Below are 25,962 nucleotides of genomic sequence, written 5' to 3'. Positions count from 1 at the left end.
GCCGCGCGCCACACCGGGCGGGAATCGCCAGGTGGTGATCTGCGCAGGACCCCGGCGCCACCTCGGCAACCCTCGATCGGGATGAGGCTTGTCCTGTGGCCCGGGCCGTTCGCGAGGCCGCACGCAGCCCGATCCGCGCCGACTCGATGGGGATCCCGGTCTTCGCTCAACGCCATCGGGGCTCCGCCCCGATACCTCGCTAAAGGGCCCGGCCCTTTGGAACCCCCATCCTGGACCCGTCAGGCCGACGCGGCCGAGCGCTTCGCCTGCCGGATGACCTCCTCCGGCGTCGGCGGGTTGGCCGGATGGTAGGACAGGCAGAGCGGCGTGCGCAGCTTGGCCGGGCGCCCGGACCCCTCGGTGGCGAAGTAGAACTCCCCCGCCCCGAGCTTGCCGATATCGGTGCCGCCGCCGCCATTGGCCGCCAGAATCTCCTGGGCGGCCGCGATCGTCGCGGGCGCGCTCTGCCGGCCGAAGAACTGCGTGGTGCAGTTCGAGACCACCTGATTGTGGATGCCCCGCGGCACCTGCGTCGCCACGATCATCCCGAGCCCGTACTTGCGGCCCTGCGCCACCAGCTTGATGCCGCTGCCGAGGCTCGGCGCCGCCCTCTGAGCTGGCAGGAAGGTCTGCGCCTCGTCGACCACGTAGAGCATGCCCCGGGGCGACGGGTTCTTCTTGATCCAGCCGAACAGGGTCATCTGCAGCCGGTTCACGAAATCCTCCCGGGCCGCCTCCGAGGCGAGGCCCGACAGGTTGATCACCGAGATGCGGGTGCGCCCCGGGTCGCGCCCGAAGAACAGGTGACGCGGGTCGAGCACCGTGCCCTCCACCTTCAGGAGCGGGTTCGTGGCGATCGCGGCGTGGAGCTGGTCGGCCATGCCGGCTCCGAGCTTGGCGGCATTGCCGATCGCGCTGATCCCGTCGGGCAGGTCCGACAGCAGCGCCATGAAGGCTGCAAGGTTGCCGCCGCCCTGCTCCGCGAAGCGGCGCAGGGAATCCGCCAGCACGCCGCGCTGCAGCGCGTTCTTGGCGCCGGCCAGAGGCCCGAGGGTTTCGGCCGCCATCTCGATCGCCTGCTGGCGCTCGTCGCGATCCTCGCCGAGTTCCCCGAAATCGGGCAGGACCGCGAGGAACAGCGGGTTGCCGGCATGGACGCCCGGCGTCCAGACCACGACCTCGACCCGCTCGGCGTAGAGCGCCGCCTTGCGCGCATCCTCCGGGGTGAAGGCCTTCGGCTGGTCCGGCCACGGGTCGCCGAGGCGCGAGAGATCGTTGTTGGGGTCGATCACGATGGCCGGGATCCCCGCCAGGGCGGCCTCCTCCACGAGGCGGCGCAGCAGCACGGTCTTGCCCGACCCCGAGCCCGCGATGATCGCCGTGTGCCGGGGCAGCAGCCGCAGCGGCAGGCTGACCGGGGGGGCGTCGGGGGTGAGCCGGTGGCCGACCGGGATCGCGTCCGGCGCGGTCTCCGGCGCCGGGGGAGGCGCCTCAGGCTGGGGCGTCGGCGGATCGGCCTTCGTCTTCGGGCCGGGCTTCTCCGCGGTGACGGAGCCTCCAGATGCGGGCTTCGGAGCCTCCTCGGGCGTCGCCTTCGGGGCGGCTGGGCGGTCCGCTGCGCCGCCCGCGTCCGACGCGACCGTCCCGCCGCTCACCGCGTGGGCGAGGCCCGCCGCCTGGAAGAAGGCCGTCTTCGCCAGCGGCTGCTCGGCGCGGATCCAGCGCTCGAACCGGTCGGAGATGCCCTCCTCCTGAGCCCAGGCGCGCAGGTCGCGCAGGCCGGCGAAGACCCGCAGGTCGTCGTCTGAGGGGTCGAGTGCCCGTCCACCTGCGGCCGTGAAGGCCTCGACGAGCTGCTTCGTCTTGGCCCCGCCCGGCATCTGTCCGCGGCGAACAAGGAGCAATTCCCGGTCGGGGATGCGCGTCGAGATCCCCGAGGCCGTCAACGCTGCCCGCAGGCGGGCCTGGAACGCGATGGCGTTCTGGTGCTGGAGCGCTCGGTAGCAGACATGCCGCTCACGGTCGTTCTCGTCGTGGTGGATGAAGATCAGGCGGCCGTGGAGCGGCGGGATCCTCTGGTCGGGCTCGCCCTTGCTGGCGACGTCGAGGTCGTCGTTCGGGTCGTCCTCCAGGGCGTAGAGGTCGAACACGTCGCGCAGCAGCTGGCCGAGCCAAGCGTCCTCGTCGCTGCGGATGCCCGCTATGTCGGCCTGCACACAGAACTTGGTGAGGTCGAACTCGGCGCCGTTCGTCGTGATCGTCGGCGGTGGCGGAGGGGCGCCGAGGTCGTCGCACTCCGTGACCGCCCGCTCCGCAAGGCAGCGACGGCGGAAGGCGTCGCAGCGCATCAGCAGGGTGCGTGGCATCATGTTGGCCGCCGCGGCTGCCGCGATGGCGCGCTCGCTGAACGGCCAAGTTGGCGACTTGGCCTTGAACCCGGTTTCCGCGTAGGCCGGGGCCAGCCGGTTGATCACCAAGGCGGCGGCGGCGGCCCGCTCGTTCATGCCGAGCAGACCCATCGGCTCCGCAAAGCGGTCTGGCATCGGCGTGAGGCTGCGTGCGCTGAGGCGCTCCCAGGATTCCTCCAGGCAGGTCACCACCGTCATGCTGCGGTCGCAGACGACATTGACCTCGAGCAGGCCCGCGGCCAGCACCTCGGCCAGCCCGGCCTCCGCGTCGAGCCCGTCTTGGGCGGCGAGCCGGCTGCTCTCGATGATCCCGTCGATCTGATCGACCGCGATGAGGATCGGCCCGCTGAGCGCCATGATCCAGCACATGCCGCGCACGAGTTCGATCGGGGCCGGCGGCGGCGTCTTGAAGCCCAGGGCGGCGCGCTCCGTTGGGTCGGCGTCGTAGCCCTGCAGCCAGGCATGGGCGAGGCCAACCACGCCGAAATCCTGAGAGCGCAGCAGGCAGAGCGCCCGGAACACGTCGAGATGCTTGAGCGCGCGGCCGGCATCGACCCGCATCAGCGCCGTGACGAGGACATCGACGATCCGGCGGGCATCGATGTTCGGGGTGTTGAACGCGGCCTCGACCTGCGTCTCGACGCCGAAGCGACGCGCCACCCCGGCCAGCACCGCATCCGATTGGCGCCGCCCGTCCGGCATCGTCTGCAGCAGGGCGGTGACGAAGCTCAGGGCGGCGCTGCGCCAGAAATCCGTGAGGCCGAGGACGTCGAGGGGCACGAACCACGCCCCCGTGCGCCACGCCTCCTGGCGGATCTGCCCGACGAGGTGCGTCTTGCCGACGCCGGCCGGGCCGACGAAGACGCGGCCGAGGGCCCGGTCTGCGGGCTTGCGGGCCTTGGCATGGAGGTCGGCGACGAGGTCCGGGACGAGCCGCTCGTTGGGGCTGCCGGTGGGCGGCGTATCGATCCAGATGCTGTCGAGGGTGCGCACCCAATCGAAATCGACCCGGCGCAGAGCGTCGAGGGCAGCGGTCATGATTGGATCCGGAGGATGTGGAAGGGCTCACCCGCGGGGCTGAACGCCGCGCCGCGCTCGGCGTCGTCGAGCGAGCGGGGATCGCTGAACTGGCTCAGCCGCGCCGTCTTGTCGCCGCCGAGGATCGCCCCGAGACCTGCATCGACCGTGGCGCGGTCGAGGTCGCCGAGTTCGGCGCGGAGCGCACTCAGCCGAACGGCCCGGGCCCGCTCCCCGCCAGTCAGCGCCAGATAGGCTGCCTCGATCCGGGCGCGAAGTTGCTTGGGGCTGAGAGGTTTCTTCTGCCCCGCCGTTTTTCCGGGGCGGGCTGGCGTCCGGGAGCCGGTCGCCGTCTTGTCGGCGCTTGCCGTCTTGCGTTGAGTCGTGGTCTTTGCGCCGGCCGCCTTCGCGCCTTTCGCTGCCTTCGATCCTTTCGCCGTCGGGGGCGGCTCGGGCGGCGCGTCGGTAACGGGGCCGACGAATTCGGCGAGGGGCCGCCCGCGCGCGGCGAGATCGGCCCCGATTCGCTCCAGCCAGTCCTGCAGCGTCCGGAAGGCCGGCGGCAGGGGGGCGTCCATATGGGTCCCCGCCCAGTTCCAGCCCTTGTCGGTCACCGTCAGCCGCAGAGCGCGCGCCTCCTTCCCGGCTTCGAGATAGCCGCCCGCGATCAGCGCTTCCCGATCCGCCTTCTCGACCTTCGGCACGAGGGTGCCCTGCAGGGCGGTTCCGCCCCGGCCGAGGAGGCACCAGAGGATCAGAGCCTGCTGCGGCGTCGGCACGTCACTCATCGGCTAAATCCCCTCCTGTGCGCCGCGCCGGAGGCGGACCACGGCGCGGATCTTCTCGATGGCGAGCGGAAGGTCGGCCGCGACCTGATCGTTGGTCAAGCGCAGAACCAGATAGCCCGCGGTCAGCAGCTCGTAGTCCCGGTGGCGATCGGCCCCGAATTTGGGCTCGGCCCGGTGCTCGGGGCCATCGAGTTCGACGACGATGCGGTGCGCGCGGCACAGCAGGTCGACCCGCGGCCGCGCCCCCCAGGCGCCGACCGGGACCGAAGCGTTGCAGGTGAACAGGCCCGCGAGGTCCGGATCCTGCCCCAACGCCGCTGCCACGCGCCGCTCGATGTCGCTCGCCGGCAGCCCGCCGGGGGGTGGGATGAAGCGCTCCGCGACCGGCCGGTCCGCCTCCGCGAAGGCGTGGGCGCCGTAGAGGATCCGGTCGTAGGGGGGCGTCTCGGGCGGTTCGGCGGCGAGCGCCACCACCGAAGCGGTCCCGTGCCGGGCGCACCATTCCAGCGCCTCGATCGCCGGGCCTGCGCGGGCGGGCGAGGCCGGATCGATCTCCCAGATCAGGAGGAGTCCGCCGGGATCGATCGCCCCCGCAAGGCGCAGGAGCTCAAGCTCGCGCGTCATCCGGCGGAAGCGCGGCGTCAGGCCGAGCCGCGCGCGCTTCGAGGCCGCCTTCAACCAGGGATCGGCGTTCACCGGAGTGCGGGTGGCGTCGCGGCCGTGCCAATAGGGCCAGCGCGTGAGGGCGAGGGCCGCCAGATCGTCGAGGAGCCGGTCGATCAGCGCCGCGGCGCCGGACCGATCCGCGTCCGCGACCAGCAGGGCGCCGCGGTCGGTGCTCTCCGACACGAGGGTGCCGATGGTCGCGCGGCCGATCCCCAGGACGGCGAGGCGCTGGCCTGGCCCCAGACCGGCGATGCGCCGGGCCAGATCGTCTGCCGTGATCCGCGGCCGCACCGCGCTGCCGAGTTGGGAGAACACAAGCAAACCGAGACTGCGCTGCCGACGACGCCTTGCGCCCTGCGGCCCTGCGTCGGACCCATACAGCACAGCGTCGCGCGTCTGGCTACGCCATCGACATCTTCAGGTTGTCGCAGCTTCGCGGGGTTGCCACCCGCCTGCTCTGAGCCGTCGGGTGCCCAGTCGTGGGCCGGCGTGGGCGCGGACGCCGTTGCGCTGGCGGCAGGGTTGGGCTAGGGAGTGGCTACGGCTTGCACCCGTAGCTCAGCTGGATAGAGCGTTGCCCTCCGAAGGCAAAGGTCACACGTTCGAATCGTGTCGGGTGCGCCAATCTTCTCAATGACTTAGCCCCACCAGTCGTCCCTGCCTAAGAGGCTGGGGGACTTCTGGGGGACTTTCCGGGTACAACTCAGCGCCGCCGACCCGTTTGAATCGGGTGGGATCATGGCATGCATCGGACTGAGGGCGGGTGGTCCCCGTGGCAGCGAGACCCGCGGCGTCCCTCCCCTGAACGATCGTCCCCTACCCCCCTGGGGGCCCCGGCATAAGGGACCAGCGGGGGTAGGGGGTGGGGGGATCATCTTATGGGGCCCCAAAAAATATGGATGACCAAAAACCAAGCTTGGCCGTAAACGTTCGAACTGAGTGCTCGCCAATGCCCCATGCCTGGAGCATCGGCACGGCCCTGCCGAATATCCGACGCGTTTCTGTCAGTCCAACATCGCGGCTCACTTCGGTCTCTCGTAGCTAGTGTCATGCCGCAACCTCACCCGAAAGCGTCGAGGTCAGGTGGACGGGTCGGACACGGCTTGGGCCCACGGCTGTGGACAAGTGCCGCATCGCACATGATGACACCTTGCCGCAGGTGAGGGTTGCCCTCTGTGGCCTGTTGCGAATATGATTTGTGTTCCACATTTGTTCTACGATGGCTAATTTGGCGTCGAGTTTCGTGCATAGGGCAGACCGGTGAAGATCGCGGACCCGATCCCAACTCACCTGCTTAAAGCAAAGGTTCACTCCCTCGCGGAGGATGCTGCCGCGCGCCTAAAATTTAAGGCCGGCGATCCGCTTGAGCCGGTGGTTGTCCGGTTGGGCGGGCGCATCGAATACAAGACCGCGGAGGTCACTGCCGATAAATTGCCGGAATCAATCATTGTAAGATCACGCAACGATTTTACAATATTTCTCCCGAGCGTTACATCAGTTGTGCGTGACAGGTTTACGATAGCCCACGAACTTGGGCATTTATTTTTACATTATCCGTTGGTTGCGGCTTCCAATCCTGGTGCGGTGATGATCGCGACCCGATGGGTGAATGAAAACAACGAGGCGTTGAAACGCGCGGAATGGGAGGCCAACTGGTTTGCCGCAGCTTTTCTGATGCCATCTGCGGAATTTAAACAAGTTTACGAATCAATGGGCCGATCAACTGAGTTTACGGCTATGCAGTTTGGGGTAAGCCCTAAGGCAGCAGAGATACGCGCGCAATCTTTGCGGATTTAGCTATGGGCGAGTGTCCGGAATATCGCGTGCGCCTATTCATGTCGGTTGATCTTGTTGGGTCAACGGCATTTAAAGCGAAGCACAGCGATAGACGGGATGGAGATGAGCCCTATCCGGTGTGGCTGAACCGCACAAGGAGTTTCTATAGGCAGTTTCCGCAGATTATCGACAATTTATTCGCAGAATATTCGGGTATTTTAGACGGAAGAGAAGCATTTAAACATCGATCGCCGAAGGTTTGGAAAACTGTTGGCGACGAGATCATTTTTTGTATTCGAATCGTTTGCCTCGAACATCTTGCGTGCTGCATAAGATCGTTTGTCAAAGCGCTATCGGCTTATGGCGACCTTATCAATAGCCAAGAGCCGGAATTGGATGTGAAAGGTTGTGCTTGGGTTGCGTCTTTCCCGGCCCCTAACGCCACCGTAACATCGGCAAGTCGGTTCTCCATCCAGCAAACCGAAAGCCAAGTAGGCGATCAGCTCGAAGAAAAAGATGAGCAAGAGGCGGATATAAACCCGGGTGAATACGATTTTTTAGGCAAGCAGATCGATACAGGGTTCCGAATATCGAAATTTGCTCAAGCTCATGAATTGGCTCTATCGATCGACCTTGCATGGTTGCTGACGCTTCTTCGACAGCGCGATTTGGTTGATTGTCAATTCACTTACAGGGGAAAAGAAGCCTTAAAAGGTGTTATCGGTGGGGCGCCGTACCCAATCATTACTGTGCAAACCGAGAGATCTACGGATAAACGCGAGCTGGACTCACTAGAGAGAACGGTAGCAGGGGTTTCCTTTGCCGAGCCCATCAGCCTGCGCAACTATTTGCATAGTTTTATGGTGCAGAATAAGGTTGAAATTCCAATCGTGGTTTTGCATCATGACAAGATTGATGAAGCCAAACTTCCGAAATGCTACGACGCTTTGAAGGCCGCATGGGGCCTAGGTGAAAGAGAGGATGCTGAGCGAGAGAAGGCAAAACAAGAGGCCAATGATTACGACGACGACGTTGCGCGGGAACTATCCACGCCTGAAACGCCTGGAACGCCTGCCCCCGCCCTTGACCCTGCCCCTACTCCTGCTTCAGCCGAACCTAGCAATATTGGAGAAATAAACCTGACAATTGATAGAATGATTGATGAATATTGGTCGAGTGGGAAATGGTGACCCAAGATCAAGGCAGTTTGAAATTCCAACCCCGCCTCGCTTCCCCGCGTCTCCGATTCTCTCTTGCATCGCGGCGCTCTTCGTCGTGAGCGTGTGGGCCGATCCGAGAGAGGGCCATTGGGCGGCTCCCTTCGCGAGCTTATGGCGCTGCGAGTAGCCGTGCCAGACTTGCGACAGCGCATGAGTGAGGGGCGCGCCCGCGATCATCGCGTACTGGCCGCCATTGGACACCTGCCGGTGATTCTCGCGCCAAGCCATCTCACGGACGTGGGCGGCTAGTTCAAGCCACTACTTTTAGCGAATTCAGTTGCAGGCGAGCTTGGCGGATCAGCCTGAGGCTGTCCATGACGATCACTCACTGACGGCATGCCGCGGATTGCGGCGCGGCATGGGGCAACTAGAAGACGAAGCTTGGCTTCGTCTTGCGGGGGCTTGGGCTGGTTGTCCAGCGGCGTCGGTTTTAAGGCTGGTTCCACCACTACGCTTTCGGTCGTGATGATAATCCGTACATGCTCGCACCCGCACGCCTTTGGGGCACGCACCGCGCGCTCGATGTCTGCCTGCCGTGCCAGTGCGGGAGGCGCCGCCATCAGTAGATAAGCACGCGTTCGCGCTTACCCGGCTTGGGCCGATTGTCGAGATCTGGCGGGAAGTCCGGCGGTGGGTTCGACGGCACCGCCGCTTCTCGCATTGGCTCGACCAACACTCCGTCCCGCCCAACTACGACCCGAACGTGCTCATATCCGCACTCCTGCAACGCCCGCACGGCGCGGCGGATGTCTGCTTGTCGTGCAACGGCGGGCGGTGCTGCCATCGGTTATCCGTTTGGAGTGAAGGTCTATTAGCGGTCAGTATCGCTGGTAGGTAATGATAGCAAATATACCGACCCTCATCGTAGATATTAATTCCGCGGAATTACAATTTGCCTTACCGACCAGGCATCGGGAGATCACGTGTTTATTAGTTGGTAGGATTAGTATTTTTGTGGCATAATACGAGCATGAAGCGATCGCAGAAGATGTGTGCGGTCAGAATATTTCGTAGGTCGTCATGCCCGAGATCGATCTCAGCTCTCTTCCGGTCAGCAAGGATTACTCCAAGCCGATTGAACCGGAAGAGGGGATCGGCCTCAAAGACTACGGAAAGTCTGCCCTTGCCGGCGCGTATGGTGTGGCCGGCGGGGTGGCGTCCGGTGTGGATTACCTCGCCGACACGGACGATGGCAGCGACATCAAGGGCGTCCGGCATTGGGCCGAGCAGGGCGCTAAGGACACGATCTCCTCGATGTCGCCCGAGGCGCGTGACGCGCTCAACGCCGGGTTCCTACCGGGCGGCGACAAGTCGATTTGGTCCCCCGGCGTCTCGATCAGCCAGTCCATCGGCTTGAAGCTCGCCAACGCTTCGCCGTCCCTGGTGGCCAGCATCATCCCCGGCGGCATCGTCGCCAAGGTCGCACAGGGCGCCGGGCTGGCGGCCGGTGCTGCGGGGCTCGCCGGCACGGCTGCGGGCGGCACCGTCAACGCGACCATGATGGGTGGTCAGGTCTACGACGACATCGAGAACTCGATCCTCGACGCCAAGGACGACTACCTCCAGAAGAACTCGCCGCTCTACCAGTACCTGCGCAACGATCACGACGGGAAGCCCGGCGTTTCCGAGACCGTGGCCAAGAAGGTGCTGGTCGAGACCGCCGCCGACAACAAGCCTCTGATCGCCGCAGCGGTCGGGTTCGCAACCGATCAGTTCGGCGCGACCGCCATGGCGGCCAAGCACGCGGTCGGCGAGGCCGGCGAGGGCGTGTTCAAGGGGCTGCGCAAGGGTGCGGCCGAGGAAGCCGGCAACGAAGCGATCCAGAACGCCTCACAGGAAGGGCTGACACAGGAGGGCCAGATCGAGGCCGGCACGCAGATCGGGTTCGATTGGAAGAAGTTCGCCGAGCAGGTTGTGCAGGGTGGCACCATCGGTGGCCTGATGGGCGGCGCGGTCGGCGGTGTCACTCACATCGGCGGGCGTCAGGGGCAATCGGCTGCTGGTTCGGATCGTGTGCCGGAGGACGTTGTTGGGCCGGCTGTGCCGACGATCGATCCGGTCGTGTCGGAAGCCGCAGGTGTATCATCCACGCCACGGGATAGAGTTGGTCCTGGCCTCGATCGTACCGACGACGATGCGCTTGGGCGAGTGGAGCGGGCGATTGATCCCGCCATCGCTGCGGCTGCCAAAGCGCCGGACGAAGTAATTCCGCGGAATCAATCCGGGCCGGTGTTCACCCCGCAGGATGAGTTCGAGGCCGATCCGAACCATGAGTTGGCGGCCCCGGCAGCTCAGGCCATGCCCGAGACCGGGGGCCTCGCCCCTCAGGAACCTGCTCAGCCATCGCCACAGGTGGCCAATGGGCAGGAACTACCTGTGCAAGCCCTGGAGCCGCCGGCCGCTGTAGCCCGGCCTGAGGCCGCCCAGGCGCCAACTGAGGCTCCCTCCCCTCAAACAGGTGGCCAGACGATCGACCTTTCGACGCTCGCCACGACCGATGAGGCTGAGACACAGCCTGCACCGCCGCCGCCCGCTCGCGGCCAGTACACCCTTACTCGACAGGGCGACGCCGCACCGAAGCCGCCGGGTGCCCTCGATCGTCGCGCATACGATATCGTGCGAGACGGGAAGGCCATCGGCACCATCGTCATGAAGGTGGACGGTGACACGGCCGAGATACGCGACATGTATGCCGCTCGGCCTGGATCGAACGATGCACGGGGCATGCTCGGCTCTGCCGGTGTGGCTTCGATCCTGCGGCAGTTCCTGACGGACAACCCGCAGATCAAGACACTCACGGGTGAACGCGTAAGCGGCGCACGGCGCGGTGGGCGTCACGGCTTTCTCGGTACTGGCGAGCGGGTATCCGTGCCGGTTGGCCGCCGTGGCGCCGGCACATCCGAGTCAGGGAGCCGTCCGGCCGGACAGACCATCGACCTGACGACGTTCCAAGATCTCCAGACGGATGTGCCGCGCGCAGAAGATCGTTTCAGGAATAGGCCCGCCAAGCCGAGCCCCGCGCAGGCAGAGGCCGGCAACTATCGCATGGGGCACACCCGTGCGCATGGCTTTGATGTGTCTGTAGAGACCGCAAAGGGTGCGACGCGCTCGGGCATATCGCCGGACGGCCGCGAGTGGTCGGTGAAGATGCCGGCCGACTATGGCTATCTGCGCGGGACCAAGGGCGTCGATGGCGACCACGTTGACGTGTATCTCGGACCGAACGTGGCGAAGGAAGGCCCGGTCTACGTCGTCAACCAGAACAACCTCGACGGTTCGTTTGACGAGCATAAGGCCATGCTCGGTTTCCGATCACGCCAGGAGGCCGAGCGGACCTACAAGGCCGGGTTCTCGGACGGAAAGGGTAAGCAGCGCATTGGGTCCATCGTGGAGATGTCGCCTGAGGCGTTCCGGCAATGGGCTGAGGACACGCCCAAAGGCCCGGCTGTTGCGCCAAGGGCCGACAAGCCGGCGGTGCCTTCGAAGCGGCCGATCTCGCGTTCACCCCACCAGCGTGTCGAGGACGCATATACGAAGCTGGCGGGTGGCCAGAACGCCAAGCCGATCCGCCTGAGCAAGCTGCGCGAGGAACTGTCGGATCTCGATCGGCGGACGGTAGATGCCGAGCTGAGCAGGATCGCGGCGGGAGACGATCGTTTCCGGCTGAGTCAATACAGCGACCCTCGATCACTCGACGCAGCTGAGCGCGCGGCAGCATTCAGCCCGGCCGGTGAGCCCTTCCATATCCTTTGGCGGAACGCGTCATCGGTGCGCCCTATGGCTCTGCGTGCCAAGGGCCGAGAGACGACCACGCCAGCGGATGAGGTCCGCCACCGCGAGTTGGCGGCCTTGGTCAGCGATGAGCCCGAGACCAGTGCCGCCAACGTGGTCTCATCGTCTCGTACGGGCGCCACCACGCCCATCTTGTCCCGCAGCACCCTCGGGCAGGCGCTGGATAGGATCGACCACACCGCCCGCGGTGGATTGGCCGCTCAGATCAATCCCTTCATTGCCAAGAAGGTGGCGCAGCTCGCGTCCGATGTCCCCGTGCATATCGTCTCCGATGAGGGGATGGTTGCCCTCACGCGGGATCTCATCGGCCGGGGCGGTTTTCCGGATGAGGTCTCGGGATATTACGATCCCGCCTCACACTCGATCGTGTTGCGGCTGAGCGACGCCAACAAGGGCACGAGCCAAGCCGAGCTGAGCCACCTTCTCGTGCACGAGGGTCTGCATGCCGCGTTCATGCAGACGATCGAACGCAACCCGGCCGCGAAGCAGTTGATCCGCCACCTGATGGATGAGGTGCGGGAGAACCTCGGCTCAGAAGCGAACGACTTCTATGGAATGCTCAACCCGCACGAGTTCGTAAGCGAGGCATTCTCCAATCGCCGATTCCAAGATCTGCTGTCCACCATTCCGGTCAGCGACAGCTACAAGCAACTGCCGGCCAAGGATGCATGGGGCCTGTTCGTCGCGGCTGTCCGGAAATTCCTCGGGCTACTTCCGGTCCAAACATCCGCGCTCGACGCGGCTTTGCGGATTGGTGCCGTGCTGACGGATCTACGCACGGCACAAGGCCAGCCCTCGACGCCGCGAGCGCCCTACGCCGCGCCGGCCCCCATCAGCTCTGAAGCGCTTCGAAGCGGTCTCGGCGACGCATGGGAGACCGGCACGAACGTCGCGGGCAGCTTCTTGAGCCGCAATGCCGCCCGGTTCAAGACGCTCGACCAGCTTCGCCAGGGCTCGGTGCTGCGTCGTCTGTTCCCGAACGGTAGCGGTGGCGATCACTTCGATGACGCGGTGCGCGCTATCGAAGCGCGGCACACTTTTGCGCGCCAGAAGGAGCGGACAGGCCAGGGCCACGCGCAGGCGTTCGTAGAGCTGCAACGGCGCTCGCCGGACGTGGCGCGCGAGTTCGCCGTGTTGGGCCAGGATGCCCGTATGGCCGACGTGACCCTGTTGCCAGGTAAGCCGACGCAGGCCGAGATGCAGGCGGTCAACGCGCATCTCTACGGCCCGGATTCGGACAAAGCAGGTGCCTGGCAGTCTAAGGCCAAGCATGCCGAGTTGCAGCGCCGCTTTTCTAAGCTGCCGGATGACGTGCAGCGCCAGTTCCTCGACGCGGTGGCGTACTTCCGTGACACGCAGGTTGAGCAGGTTACGGACTTCGCCCGCAACATGATCGAGCAACTGGCCCCGGCCATGCCCGAGACGCAACGAGACACCCTCGTCAGGCGCACGCTCGCCGGCACGCTTCGGGAGACGGATCGTCAGGCGATTGCCAACGACGCGCTGTTCAAGGCGCTCAGCGACGCGCGCGAGTTCAAGTTGCAGAGCGGCACCTATGTGCCCCTGAGCCGGTTCGGCGACTGGACCGTGCGGGTGCGCGACAAGGTGCGGGACACGGTGGGAGGCCGCGAGGTGTCCCCCGGCGTGATCGCGTTCACCGGGACGGAGAAGGAAGCCCGCAAGGCCGCCAAGACGTTTGCTGAGAAGACGGATCTGACCGTCACCCGCGTGGCGAAGCGCTACTTCGACGGTGACGAGCCGATCAAGGCCGCCGATGCCAACTCATCCTCCCGCGTCGAGTACCACGTCTCGGTGCAGACGGAGGGGCTGTACAACTTCGATAGCGAGGTGGAGGCTGCGGCTGCCGAGCGGCGGATGCGCGAGACCAAGGCCCATTCCGAGGTGAAGGGCTACGAGCGTATCAAAGATTTCGAGACCCGCGGAGACCTGTCTCACTCGCAGCTCACGGCGCTGCTGCGCGCGGTCGATGCCCGTGACGACCTGTTGCCCGGTCAGAAGGACATGCTCCGCACGATGATGGGGCAGGCCGCCATCCGCCTCATGTCAGGCAACAGAATTTTGCAGCACAGCCTGCCCACGAAGATGTGGCAGGGCGCCTCGACCGACTTCGCCAGGACGATGCTGAGCTATTCTCGCGCGCAGTCCTCGGCCCTGGCCAAGGGCAAATACATGCCGGCCGTGCGTGATAGCATGGCCGCGATGGAGCAGCAGGTTCAAGAGTTCGACGGGGACAAGAGCCAGATCCGGCATATCCTGATGCAGGAGTTGCAGGCTCGCGTGGATGGCAACGATACGACCACGAAGGGCCCTCCCCCGGCGCTCCGGTATCTCCTGTCCGCCACCATGCTCGGCAAGCTCGCCTCGCCGGCCTACTCCGTCATCAACGCCACCGACCCACTGCTGAAGACGCTGCCAGTCCTGGCGGCCCGGCACGGTGCCGCACGCGCCGCGATGGAGATGACGAGCGCTTACCGGGACATGGGGTTCCACCGGTCGTTCGGTGAAGGCGCGCTCAACACGTTCCATGCGGCGCGGCGCTTCATGGAGACGAGCATCGACACATCGGACCCGGTAGCCTCGATCAAGCGGCGGCTAGCTCAGGCTAAGGGCGGCCACGAACTGAACCGCATGATCGATGAGATGGCGGCGCGCCACGCGCTCGGCGATGACGTGTCATTCGAGCTGGCCGGGCCGGTGATGCAGGGTGACGGCTTGGTGGGTCAGTCCCTGGCCAAGGCCGATCGCGTGTTCCGCCAGATGCCCACCGCGATCGAGGCCGTGAACAGGATTGGTACGGCGGTCGCGGCGTACCGGCTGGCGCGGGCCAAAGGTGCGGACGTTCAGACGGCGACGGACTACGCCAACGACACGGTAAAGGCGACGCAGTTCGACTACTCGTCACACAACACGCCGCCCATCTTCAACAACGCGTACCTGAAGCCGCTGACGCAGTTCAAGAAATACGCGCAGGGCATCAACCACCTATACATGAGCGCTATGTACCGGGCGTTCAAATCGGACACGAAGGCCGAGCGGCAGGTTGCCATGCGGGAATTCGGCAACCTCGCGGCCACGCACGCGCTGTTCGCCGGGGTGTTCGGCATACCCGGATTCGAGTTCATCAAAGCCGGCGCCATGCTGTCGGCGGCGTTCGGTCTTGGTGGCGGGGCGAACGATCTGGAACGCAAGGTCAAGCGCGCCCTGGAAGCTTCAGTCGGGAAGACGTGGGCCGACGTGGTGACGGATGGCGCGGTGGGCACGGCCATAGGCGTGGATCTCAAGGGCCGTCTCGGTGCCGGCGAGACTCTGCTGTTCGGCGAGCCGCAGAAGTACAAGAAGACGGAGATGTTGGCCTACTCGATGCAGATGCTGGCCGGCGCGCCGGGCGGCACGCTGACGGATCTCGGCGTCGGCATCAACGCCGTCTACGATGGCGACTACCTCCACGCTGCGGCCAAGATGGTGCCGGTCAAGGTGCTCGCCGACACAGCCAAGGGCATCCGAGACTACAGCAAGGAGAAGATGGGTCCTGGCGAAGCGGGAGTGAAGGCGTTCGGTTTCACCCCGAAGCGGATTGCGGATCAGGGGGAGGCACGCGCCGATCGAGCGGCCGACACGGCGAAGTCATTCGAGCGCCGGGACGAGCTGCGTCGCAAGTTCCTCGACGCGGGTACGGCGTCGGGCCGTGCCAGGATCAAGGTCCAGATCCTGGAGTACAACCGCTCCACCGAGAAAAACCGGCGGCTGTCGATCCCTGGCCTTGAGAAGCGGTGGCAGGAGGACCGCGCCGCTGGGCTGCGTTAATAAATTGTGATTGTTGCTTTTCCGTCCGCGCTTACCGATCAGAGCGCACAACTTCAGCTCGCCACGTCGGCTTGGTTATTACGATCTTGAAATCTTGATGACCACTCCTCTGGGCTGGCATGGCATTAACTGAACGCCAAACAACTACGCCATCGTCAACATCCGAATGATGGCCTATTTCGTCGGAATCGCCAGGAACCTGCTCTGCATACCAACGACTAAAATAGATCGACTGCTCGACCAAATCGCCATTGACCGGATTTTCAAATATTATAAAAACATCTCTGCCGGCCTTAACTAGCTGCTCTAATCTGTTAATGATTGGCGTCAGTGTTGTCCGACCGAACGAATGGTACATGAAAACCACAATTCTATCGCCGCCTAGTGCGATCGCAGTCGCGTCACCTTGTTCAACGCTTATCTGGGCTCTGTCAGGGAACGATTGCGCAATCTTTTGAGCATTCTTCGTTGCGATGGCGCAAAGTTCTTTAGATAAATCAACCCCGACAATCTCACGAAATGGGAATTCTGATGCGACCACTAATGCTCGGCCCATACCGCAGCCAAGATCATAAAAAGCAAATTTGTTAGTGTCGGGGAGCGATCGAAGCGCCTTTCGCAAGCAACTTGGTTGACAACCAGCATAATGATTGTTCTCGCGGGACACAATCTTGGCTATATTAACTCCAGGATCACTTAGAAAATTTGGGATAAACCCGCTAGTTTGAATGCTATAAGTGACATCTATCGGATGAGTGTGGCGTTGGCTTGATTTGAGAGCACGTCGCAACAGATACTGCCGTCCATAGGCACTGCGAGTAAATAGTATTGTTGCAATTCTTCTGGCGGATCTTAAATAGTTTATGAGCATATTTTGCACCCAGAACCATTTCATGCCTGACACGATCTATTGACTTGCTAAGTATCTAAAGTTAGAGAGGTCCTGTATCTTTCGGTTAGCTGGGATACCTTTCCATTGGGATGTACCATTTTATAGATGCCACGAACGATCTTTCCAATGAAGCCTTCAGGCATCGCCAGGTATTCACTGCACATCTGGGACTCACAAACCCTGCTCCAGATAGGCGTAGTCCCTGCCAGAAAAATTACCTCCTCCATTCCGGTTTCAATTTCGCGCTCTAGGAAAAAGTGTCTCATGGCCATGGAAATCGAAGCATTCTGGAGGTCTTCCTGGTTGAGTTGCCACTCAACAAAGCAGCTCTTGCCCTGTCTCCAGCCCGAAATATAACTTACCCAAGCTCCACTCCTGTCTGTCAAACCCATCGAAAACCAGCCTGGCTGTTCCTCAATTGCCCTTTGCCTTTGTAGGGCTACTTCTAGGTTGGATGATCGATCTGAGGCTGCATGCAGCCGCTCCACTGCTGCCATGGCTTGGGTCGAGCTGAGCGACGGTTGGAACACGCATCCAGAGTCATTTTCAGCACGTTTTCTGTAGTATCGAAAATTTTTACGCATTTTCTGGCTGAAGCGAGAAAGTAATCCATCCATTCCTCCTGTCAAAGGAAGGCGGCTTCTCGTTTCGTGAAATTGCCAGTTTCGAGAAAAGCTGGGGCGATAACAGTGCTCAGAAAACTCGAATCTTCTGTCATCTTCCAACAGTGATGTCACAATAACTGTATGGGCGCGCCTACAGTTTATAAGAGCCCTTGTGCCATGCTCAATGATAGTTGGGTAAGCGCGTGCTTCACCGATGACACCGCCCCGGCCGCAAAGATACCCTCCCCTAAAAATTCCTATCGGCATACCGCCAAATTTGGTTCCGTGAATAAGAAGTGCGCCAAACGGTATGCGATCGCGATGCAGCAAAATCGCTACTGGAAAAGTGTTCCATCTATCTGAGAGCGATAAAAACCATTTCATTGTCGTGGTCATATCGTGACTTTGACCGCAGGACTGGCGCAATTTTTCAATAATATCTGAAGCAGATTCAATGCTTGAATTTCCAAAGCAAATAGTTATTTGAAAATTATCAACGCTGGTCATTGCAATCATAAGGCGGGCCTTGTGAACTGCCGCATCATTGACGGTCTCGACTGCGAAAAACTTTTAGGCTCGATATAACTGTCCTCACTTACCCCCCGAAAGAGGTGAGGTGTGCGGTCCACCCACGCGGTCTACTGAAGCCTTCTCTCTTACAAGACGAATGAGTTGGGTATCAGTGAGCCCAGTTGGCGACTTAGCATCCACCGTTTGGTTGAGTCTATCTAATCTGGCGGGAGAAGCGTCCGAGGTCCGTATTGAATACCCGCGCGGAGGAAGGCCCGGCGGGTATCATTAGGTTCTATGTCTGCGCTGTGACATCGACGGCGCGCTGTCGATCGAGATAGCTGGGTGCTACAGCTCAGGCCGCAATCTGTGCCGTTGCTTCCTCCGCGTTCGCCATTAGGGCGGGGAACAGCAGTTCCCCCACGCCTATCATCATCATCGTCAGGCGGGCGCCGGATTAGTCGCCCTCATCGGCCTTAGCCCGTGCATCCCGAACGCCAGTGGCGACCGTTCGGTATCTCGGGGCCGTAGTGGACCGCGCCGCCTCGCGAAGTCAGGTTGTTGACACTTCCATGCCTGAACACCGTGAAGCCCGCGTTGCGAGCTTGACGTCCGTATGCCGTAAGGCGGCTCAACGTACCCGGTAGATGAGCGGCATCGACACGACCAAACTCGGTTGCGTCACCCCTGCGGGAGCCGGGGGGAAAGTTCCTTGAACTGTTGCCAGAGCGGCCTTATCGATCTGTTCGACGCCGCTGGACTGAGTGACGGTCGCATCTTTGACCTGACCGTCGCGTGTCACCGTGAAGCGAATGGTGGTTCGGCCTCCCGCCGTCCCCGCTGCATCGCTCGGACGCATCCGATCGTGGATTGTCGTGCTGATTGTGCCAGTCCATTGCCGTAGGGGGCTCGCATCGCCAGGCAGTGCCATTGGTTCGGCGGCAGGTGGCAGGGGGTTGATGCTCTGTGTCGGGGCCCGCGCAGTGCGCAGAGCCTGAGCTCGTTCGCTGTCGAGCCACCCTTGATGCACGAGCCAGCCGATCACCCCGACGATCGTTACCATTATGGTAAGGGCGAAGCCGACCAACGCACGATGGCGCCAAACCCCCTCAGGCGGCGACGATACAGCGGTGTCTAAACCGGCGGTCTCGACTGGAATCGCGGTTGCCGAAAATGTAGGGACGCGCGGCGCTTCGAACTCGTGCTGGCAGTACCGGCAGATCACCGCCTCGGCCCGAACGTCCTCCGCACACCGGGGGCAACGCTTCCAGGTTCCACGCGCTGAAGGCTGTGGGACATTCTGCACCACGACAGTGGAGTTCGTGAACGCCCAGACCAGGGCGGCGATCCAGCCGAGCGCGGTCCAGCCGAGTAGCAGGTTTAGAATAAAGATGGCCTTAGACTGGCGGTTGGCGCGCGTGTACGCGACGATTGCCGGGATGAAGTAGACGATCAGGCCTACGATGGAGAGGCCGAACACGGAGCCCGCGGCGATCTCGGTTGCTCCCAGTGAGATCGCAAGCTTCGCGGCGGCCAGCCCTGCAGCGATGACTGTAATGCCAGCCAGTAGCAGTCGGCCTAACTGGCCTAGCAAGCGCGATCCGGGATCGATGATTGGGCCGCCGGCTTGATTCATCTCAGGCCTCAACTGCCGACCGACGCAGCGCTGTCATATGGGAATAACGCTCAAATCCGTTTGAATGTGTAATTAAAGGAAATACTTTTCAGAATAACCGCCACACGGTGTCCGGTCGCAACGATTTGCACCGCTGTTATCAGTTCGCCCTAATATCTAATATCGCACTTGCGGCCACACTAAAGAATCTCATTAAATATGATGACGCCCTGTCTGGTGGAAGAAAAACGATGAGAATAGACACGACTGACCAAAGCATAATAAAGAAGCGTGGCAAGGCGACAGACAAGCTGACTTTTTTGCTTTCAATACCGATGGATCTCGGACCAATTATAGGCGGTAAATTTTCACTGTAAGTAGTGTCGTGCATAAAATTTTTCGTCCAGTTGTCGCCGACAAATTTCAAGGATTTTCTTGCGGATTGAACGGAGTCTATGGTTGCTTTCGAAACAGCTAGCCCAACGAGAGCGAACAGCACGAACAACAATTTGAAAGACCATAAATATGATATGGACTCAGAATTTTCTATCTTAAGGGGATCATATTTCTCTGCTAAATCCAAGTAGCCCTTGAAAGATAACCCAAATATGGCCATCAAGAAAGATTGAGTGGTCATCAGCCACGTTGTTCTTTGATTAACAAGATTGTTCTCATGTTCCAAGAAATCTCTATGAAGTTTGTAAATTGAATTCACTTCCGTAACAGTTCGTGTATCGGGTGTTTGTATCGATTTCATCGCCAATTCAAATAAGTTTTTCTGACTTTGGAAGATCAGAAGATCTTTCTGATTTTGCTCTTGACCAATTAATGCACACGCGAATCCTCCCCACATCGAACTGCCCGACGCCTGATCGAACGATTCTTTATGCAGAGATCCGGGAACGAAATCGATTTCCAAGAAGGAAACATTTCTGTTATCTTTCCATTTTGCCTTTAATATGCCACTTCGACATTCAGGGTTGAAACTGTCGTGCATCAGTATTATCAATGAGGCTTGCGTATTGAAATTTAGTATGGCGTTTATGTCGTCTGCAACGCCTTTCTCCGAATGATCTCCGTCTATCAGAATAAAATTATGTCCGTTTTTATCAATATGCCGCATTGCGTCGCAAATTACTTCAGGCGATCTCCCGTGAATGAATTCGACGTTTTTGTACTTCTGCGATAAATAATTGGTGTAACTATCATCTAAATCGATAGAGTAGACGGTTTGACTGTGTTCCGATATTATTTGGAGGCTTCCGCCTTTGTATCTGCCAATTTCGATAGAAACTACCGGTTTGAGATTTTGCAAAATGGCATTTAGCGTGTATTTTTCCCACCTTGACATTTGCCAAGGCACGTCATCGCTGAAGATTAAAGTTGGAATGTTTACATCATTCTCCAGTCTAGCCCACATGTCGGGCCAAGGCGCAGATATGGATGGTGAATCTTGGAGGGTGGCTTCTCCATTTTCTTGAATAGATGGCGCGGAGCTTTTCCTGTCTACTTCGGCGTCAAGAATTTTACTGAGACGGTCGATGTTACCTCTTTCGCTTACGCAGCCGGACATGGCTTGTCTCCCCGCCTTGTCGGGACGCAAGCTCAGGGTGAGCAATGACGACCGACTTGACCATTGTAGCCCACTTCTTATTTAGTTCGCTAGTTTGGCTTTCTGCGTCGCGTGTAAGACCTATAGATTCGATTTTTGCTATCTCTCCTACTGTTTAGGTTTTTCATCAAGTTTTCACCAAGAGGCATGAACCGTCTGTCTGTCGATCTGCTTAGTAATAGACGCCACTGACTTCGAATATGTTTTATTCTGACCTTCGCATGTATATGTTGTAGGCAGCGCATTTGCCTGCAATCGAAACGCTGCAGTCTTATTGATATTATATGCGGACGCACAAACACCCTTGCGAGCCGCTCAATCAACCGACAGCAGAGCGGGCAAGCCCGTTAGATCGTCCAGCTTGGCATGCGGCGGCCAATCTGGGCTCAGCGGTTCACCGATCCGATCGATCCAGACGGAGCGAATACCGAGTTCGTGGCAGACCTTGAGATCGGTGAATTGCCCCATGCCAACGTGGATGGTCTCGTCCTTCGTGACGCCGATGGTGTGGTAGGCATGCAGGAAGAGCCGGTGATCGGGCTTGTAGGCGCGGGCCTGCTCAGCGGTGACTACAAAATCTATCGGCACCCCGATCGCCGCAACGGTGCCCGCTATTAGGTCGTCATCCGTGTTGCTGATGATCGCGAGTTGGTAGCGTTCGCGGAGACGGTCGAGGGCCGTAGGAACCTCGGGGTGTGGCTCAATCCGGCTCAGGATCGCCAGCAACGTATCCTCGTCCTCAGATCTGGCAGACAGGCCGAATCCAGACAGAGCTTCGCTCAAAGCGGATCGCAGAACGGATTTGTAGTCGCAGAACGGAGGGCGCTGCTGCCGCTCTACGGCAGCCCCCCGCAACCGATCAGCCAGAGCGGCTGATCGGTCCTGCGCATCAGTCTCGACAACGCGCCCGGCGAGGATCGCGCGAGCTGCCGACCGAACGGTATCATGCCACCGGACCAATGTTCCGTAACAGTCGAAGGTGATGACCTTCGGCACGGGTTGCAGGTGCAGCATGATCGGTCCCATCGGGCAAACCCCGGCGGATTATCCCTGCCTGCAATGCCCGATGTCCAGCCTGAGCGGATGGTACCGGGCGCGCAATCTGACTAGGCCGCCCTAGCAGCGTGCAGCCTCCTCATGGATTGCACCGCCTGTGCCTCAATCGCAGCAGACAGCAACTCCCCCATGCCGAGCATCAGCGTCAGGCGGGCGCCGGACAGATCGCCCTCATCGGCCTCAGCCTGCGCATCCCTGAGCGCCAACAACGACCGCTCGGCGATCACGCGGTGTCTCAGGTCCACGGTGGGCAGCAGCGCTTCGCACGCTTCGATCTGACGGGCGATGTGGGCCGGCAGGTTCGCATCAGAAATTTGGTCGCGCATGGTCACTCCCAATCTCGCAGGGGTAAAGTTGGCTCGATATTGAGTGATGTTCGTCGTTTAAGGCGGATGAGCCTATTGACCTTGACAGTGCCGATGCCGACCTTGCCGAAGTGGCTCAACGGACAATCAGGGATCAGTCAGCAATTGCCCTGAGCCCACGTGGATTTTGCACACAGACCGTACGTACGGTTTGAGCGATATCGTACGTACGATACGTAGTCAACGCCATCCAAGCGGAAAAGGTGCGCCTTGACGCAATTTCATACCTATGAGAACCGCGGCCGGGTGGGTCGCACGAAGGAATGGGAGAAGCGCCTTACGCTTCCGCTGACCAGCGAAATGGTCGAACGCCTCGACGCGGCGAAGCTGCCGGGCGAGGATCGCCTTGCCGTGATCCGTAAAGGCATCGAGCGCGAGCTGAAGCACCGCTCCAAGCGGAACGCTGGCAAGACCGCCGAAGCATCCGAGTGATGGACCTGCACGTTCGGGTTCGATCGCAATTGAAGCGTTGAGTCATCGGCCATTCGAATGCCGATCAAGTATTAATTCCGCGGAATTAGTCTGTATCCGGCAGTCGATCGTAGCACCAACAGAAAAATCCAGTTTTTATATTGCCGTTTAAATGGACTCAGAGGCGGCGCCAGCGGTCGAAGGTTTTGCGGGGTAGGCAGGGGCGGATTTGGCCACGGTGCCCGAGCTGAGCCATCCTAGGCCGGTTTCCGGCGGTCTTTCAGGTCTTGCCCGCATCCGTGTTGTCCTGAAAAGCCCGTGCCGGGTCGATCATGGCCTCGGCGCTTGGCGCGGACACGGATGTCACGGACCGCTCCCGTACCCGCCGCTCTGTTTCGGCAAGCCGCTTCCGTTCCGCTTCGGCGCGCTGTGGTGCCGTCCGCCGCCATTCAGCCAGGGCAGCCTGAAACGCTCGCTCGATCTCAGCGTCCGGCATCTCAGGCGCGATGAATTCCTCTAAGTCCGCTTCGAACATCCTGACGGCATCGGTGTAGTGCCGCGCAGCGGTTTCGGCAGCGTCAGCCGGCCCCGTCGCCGGTCCGTCGAGGAACGAGGTGAGGCGTTGGCCGGCGGGCTCGTCTGTTGGCATGGTCCGGCCCTCGTAGTTTGTCGAAGCGGTCGCATGGAATTCGGACGGCGGTACGGCGCCGGCTACAGCGATACGATGATCTCGGCATCCGGCTCGGCAGGTGCAAGGCGTGCGGTATCCCAAGCCGCGTCGAGCTGAGCGCCGGTCAGCCCCATGCGAGTCAGCCTCTCAAGGGTGACGCGGATTGCGAACACCGCGGCCTCGTGATGGGGCGAGACTGGCACGGCGGGGGCGGTGCGATCCTCCCGGAGCGCCCGGCAGTACCCGCTCTCTCTGGCGGATCGCGGCCCGACAAGCTGGCGGGTCCAACCGTGCGCCTTCATGCCGGCCGCAACGCGGCGCGGGGTCTGGCCCTTGTGCCGTTCCTGCGGATCGAGGCCGAGCCGATCATACACCTCGCGGCTGAACAGCCACTCGATGCCGAGCTTGTCGTCTCGGTGCCCTACCAGTCGGCCGAGTGCCACAGGCCACGTCCGGTGGTCGCGGGGATCAGCCTTAGTAGATTGGGCTCGGGCTTGGAGCTGTTGGACGAATGCCATGGATTAATTCCTCGCCGATCCGGTGGAGAGATGGCTTGAAGTCTAGGATACCAATGGCCGGCGATCCGACCGGATAATGTTACATACCTGTAACTATATCCGGTCCGTGAGCGGATCAAGCGAAACTTGTCTCGGCATAATGCGGGGCTGAAAATAATAGAAAGTATTTCTAGTAGTTCATTGTGCGTCAGCGCAGTGCGCGCGCTAGCACCCCCCTATAACCCCCCCGCGTGCTGGCGCCGCACGCCGGGAGGCGTCGGGCCATCTCGGAATGCGCGACCATAAGTGCATGCGCCACCATCGATGGTGGCGCAGTGGTGGCGCGCTAGCGCATGCTACTCGAACTCAATCCTGGTTCGGCTTAGCTAGCAAGCTCAACTGCGCTTAAACGGGCCATCGACCGCGAGGGCACCATGGCCGAGGATATTTTCGATTTCTGGGCGCGCATCCCGGATGATGCTCGCGTGCATCCGGCCGACGCCGAGGTATTCGAGCGGCAGCCGGGCTGGCCGAAGGGCGAGGAACGGCCGGGCGAGCGCTCCAACCACAACTTCAATCTCGATTGCCTACCGATCGGCTTCTTTGGCCCGCTTCGTACCGCGAGGGTCGTGCTGCTGTTCCTGTCGCCTGGGTACGACGATTTCGACACGGCGCATGCGCAGTCGGTTGCTGGCCGCACCTACTACCGCGAGCAACGCGGCGGCTTGCGGAGCCTTCCAAGCCAGTCTGACCACGAGGGCGCGCATAGATGGTGGACGCGGGTTGCCCGCCAGTTCAGCCCCGATCCGGTCGCTCTGGCGGACCAAATCGCCATCCTCAACATCGGCGCCTATCACTCGCGCAAATTCCACGACTGGCACATGCTGACCGCCCTGCAATCGAGCCGGGTCGCGCTCGATCACGCACAGCAGGTGCTCTTCCCACAGGCTGAGGCTGGTGAGCGCGTCGTCGTCTGCCTCCGCTCCGCTCGGCTGTGGGGCCTCAGTCGTGGCAAGGATGGCAAGGGAAGGCAGTTCGGTAAATCGCTCTTCGTCCCGTCCTGCACGCCCGGCGGGATGATGCATCACTGCAATGTCCGGCTGGCGACGATTGCAGCCGTGCGGGATGCTGTAGGGCTCGACGCATCTGCGCCACGCTCGGTTTGAGGAAGGGTGGTGACTTGTGTCAAAGCTGAGCGCATGCGGAAAATTCCAATCTGCATACGCCAAGGTAAGACATTCCGCACTTCGGCGGTCACGCTTAGCTCATTGCCTCACTTAACCAGGGCGGCTCGAATGGCGAGTTTCCGCCGCCTCGACAACGGTCTGGCGTCCAATCGCTTGAACCAGCTGGTGATGGTGTCAGGCGTTAGCCGCGCTTGGAAGGGCTACTAGCAGCGTCACGAAACGCGTTAACCAACGTCGGAATTAGTGAGCCGTTTTTAGCTCACGCACTAACTCCGGCGTTGACAAATTAGCGCGCGCATCCTAAATCCGGTGCATCAACTTTTCCCTCCCTGGACACGCCATTCGGCCTCTGGTGAGGTTATCACTACCTTATTGGCCCTGCACCCTCTTATCGGGCTTTGACCGGATAGGAGTGGCGCATGCCTGTTGAACCACCAGTCAAGCGAGCTGTCGCCTTTTTCGACGGCCAGAACCTGTTCCACTGCGCAAAAGCAGCGTTCGGGTATACCTTCCCCAACTACGATCCTGTTGCCCTATCAAGGGCGGTTTGTGCGCAGCGTGGCTGGCACTTGGATGGCGTCCGTTTCTATACGGGCGTCCCCGATGCAACTGACAACGCTTTCTGGAGCCATTTCTGGACTGCCAAAGGCGCTCAGATGGGCCGAGAAGGCGTGACTATGTATACGCGCCCATTGCGGTATCGTAATAAGCAAATCCGTCTACCAGACGGAAGTACCCATACTTTTCTAGACGGTGATGAGAAGGGGATTGACGTTCGTATTGCGCTGGACGTTATTCGCCTTGCTCATCGCCAGGAGTTTGACGTCGGGATCCTTTTCTGTCGAGATCAAGACTTGACAGAGGTGGCCGATGAAATCCGTTTAATTGCGAGAGATCAAAATCGATGGATTAAGAGCGCCTAACAGAACCGCTTGATCTGGTTGAGAGTGATGAGGCTTGCGGCGAGGCTGGTGAAGGCTTCGTAGATGTCGGCGCGTCGCTCGTAGCGGATGGGCAGGCGGCGGAAGCGGTTGAACCAGGCGTGGGTGC

Annotated in this window: 17 protein-coding genes, 1 tRNA gene and 1 pseudogene; 7 read left to right on the top strand and 12 right to left on the bottom strand. The window is 61.2% G+C overall.

Annotated features, from left to right (window positions below):
• Positions 1–239: 239 nt before the first annotated feature.
• The 3 genes from MKK63_RS30885 to MKK63_RS30875 are packed head-to-tail and all read right to left on the bottom strand — an operon-like array spanning position 240 to position 5,194.
• Positions 240–3,446: an ATP-binding protein gene (locus MKK63_RS30885; protein WP_244008274.1), complete on the bottom strand. Its 3,207-nt coding sequence runs from the start codon at positions 3,444–3,446 to the stop codon at positions 240–242.
• On the bottom strand, positions 3,443–4,213 hold the full coding sequence (locus tag MKK63_RS30880; RefSeq protein WP_244008273.1) for a hypothetical protein: 771 nt from the start codon (positions 4,211–4,213) through the stop codon (positions 3,443–3,445). Before MKK63_RS30880 ends, MKK63_RS30885 begins: the two co-directional genes overlap by 4 nt.
• A gap of 3 nt (positions 4,214–4,216) precedes the next feature.
• Positions 4,217–5,194, bottom strand: coding sequence for an endonuclease domain-containing protein (locus MKK63_RS30875; protein WP_244008272.1), 978 nt, complete (start codon positions 5,192–5,194; stop codon positions 4,217–4,219).
• A gap of 232 nt (positions 5,195–5,426) precedes the next feature.
• Here MKK63_RS30875 and MKK63_RS30870 point away from each other — a divergent pair.
• From MKK63_RS30870 to MKK63_RS30850, 4 genes are all read left to right on the top strand, one after another.
• Positions 5,427–5,503, top strand: a tRNA-Arg gene (locus tag MKK63_RS30870).
• A 636-nt stretch (positions 5,504–6,139) separates the two neighbouring features.
• On the top strand, positions 6,140–6,676 hold the full coding sequence (locus MKK63_RS30865) for an ImmA/IrrE family metallo-endopeptidase (protein WP_244008271.1): 537 nt from the start codon (positions 6,140–6,142) through the stop codon (positions 6,674–6,676).
• 26 nt (positions 6,677–6,702) lie between these two features.
• On the top strand, positions 6,703–7,845 hold the full coding sequence (locus MKK63_RS30860; protein ID WP_244008270.1) for a hypothetical protein: 1,143 nt from the start codon (positions 6,703–6,705) through the stop codon (positions 7,843–7,845).
• A gap of 1,050 nt (positions 7,846–8,895) precedes the next feature.
• The gene (locus MKK63_RS30850; protein WP_244008269.1) at positions 8,896–15,492 is read left to right on the top strand and encodes a PLxRFG domain-containing protein; all 6,597 of its coding nucleotides are present in this window, start codon (positions 8,896–8,898) and stop codon (positions 15,490–15,492) included.
• A 31-nt stretch (positions 15,493–15,523) separates the two neighbouring features.
• Here the strand turns inward: MKK63_RS30850 and MKK63_RS30845 are convergent, their stop codons facing one another.
• The 6 genes from MKK63_RS30845 to MKK63_RS30820 form a co-directional block, all read right to left on the bottom strand.
• On the bottom strand, positions 15,524–16,387 hold the full coding sequence (locus tag MKK63_RS30845; protein ID WP_244008268.1) for a class I SAM-dependent methyltransferase: 864 nt from the start codon (positions 16,385–16,387) through the stop codon (positions 15,524–15,526).
• Positions 16,388–16,410: 23 nt separating this feature from the next.
• Entirely contained in the window at positions 16,411–17,496 is a 1,086-nt protein-coding gene (locus MKK63_RS30840) for a hypothetical protein (RefSeq protein WP_244008267.1), read from the bottom strand.
• Between the two features lie 634 nt (positions 17,497–18,130).
• Positions 18,131–19,135, bottom strand: coding sequence for a TonB family protein (locus tag MKK63_RS30835; protein WP_244008266.1), 1,005 nt, complete (start codon positions 19,133–19,135; stop codon positions 18,131–18,133).
• A 139-nt stretch (positions 19,136–19,274) separates the two neighbouring features.
• The gene (locus MKK63_RS30830) at positions 19,275–20,687 is read right to left on the bottom strand and encodes a class I SAM-dependent methyltransferase (protein ID WP_244008265.1); all 1,413 of its coding nucleotides are present in this window, start codon (positions 20,685–20,687) and stop codon (positions 19,275–19,277) included.
• 354 nt (positions 20,688–21,041) lie between these two features.
• Entirely contained in the window at positions 21,042–21,740 is a 699-nt protein-coding gene (locus MKK63_RS30825; protein WP_244008264.1) for a haloacid dehalogenase type II, read from the bottom strand.
• 92 nt (positions 21,741–21,832) lie between these two features.
• Positions 21,833–22,114, bottom strand: a complete 282-nt coding sequence (locus tag MKK63_RS30820; protein WP_244008263.1) for a hypothetical protein — start codon at positions 22,112–22,114, stop codon at positions 21,833–21,835.
• Between the two features lie 243 nt (positions 22,115–22,357).
• Between MKK63_RS30820 and MKK63_RS30815 the strand changes: the two genes are divergently transcribed.
• Positions 22,358–22,579 carry a hypothetical protein gene (locus MKK63_RS30815; protein WP_244008262.1) on the top strand — a complete coding sequence of 74 codons (222 nt, stop codon included), beginning with the start codon at positions 22,358–22,360 and terminating at the stop codon, positions 22,577–22,579.
• A gap of 259 nt (positions 22,580–22,838) precedes the next feature.
• On the opposite strand, the gene MKK63_RS30810 is transcribed toward MKK63_RS30815, so the two are convergent.
• Entirely contained in the window at positions 22,839–23,207 is a 369-nt protein-coding gene (locus MKK63_RS30810; RefSeq protein ID WP_244008261.1) for a hypothetical protein, read from the bottom strand.
• Positions 23,208–23,269: 62 nt separating this feature from the next.
• Positions 23,270–23,746, bottom strand: coding sequence for a hypothetical protein (locus MKK63_RS30805; protein WP_244008260.1), 477 nt, complete (start codon positions 23,744–23,746; stop codon positions 23,270–23,272).
• A 413-nt stretch (positions 23,747–24,159) separates the two neighbouring features.
• Here MKK63_RS30805 and MKK63_RS30800 point away from each other — a divergent pair, with 413 nt between their 5' ends.
• Positions 24,160–24,891, top strand: a complete 732-nt coding sequence (locus MKK63_RS30800; protein ID WP_244008259.1) for a hypothetical protein — start codon at positions 24,160–24,162, stop codon at positions 24,889–24,891.
• Between the two features lie 440 nt (positions 24,892–25,331).
• Positions 25,332–25,835, top strand: coding sequence for an NYN domain-containing protein (locus MKK63_RS30795; RefSeq protein WP_244008258.1), 504 nt, complete (start codon positions 25,332–25,334; stop codon positions 25,833–25,835).
• On the opposite strand, the pseudogene MKK63_RS30790 reads toward MKK63_RS30795, so the two are convergent.
• Positions 25,832–25,962 (bottom strand): annotated as a pseudogene (locus tag MKK63_RS30790) (IS5/IS1182 family transposase); the annotation flags it as partial. The gene MKK63_RS30795 and the pseudogene MKK63_RS30790 sit on opposite strands and share 4 nt — an antisense overlap.

Source organism: Methylobacterium sp. J-088 (assembly GCF_022829295.1).
GTDB lineage: Bacteria > Pseudomonadota > Alphaproteobacteria > Rhizobiales > Beijerinckiaceae > Methylobacterium.
The sequence above is the reverse complement of the archived record's forward strand: the minus strand, read 5'-3'. Positions and strand labels throughout refer to the sequence as shown.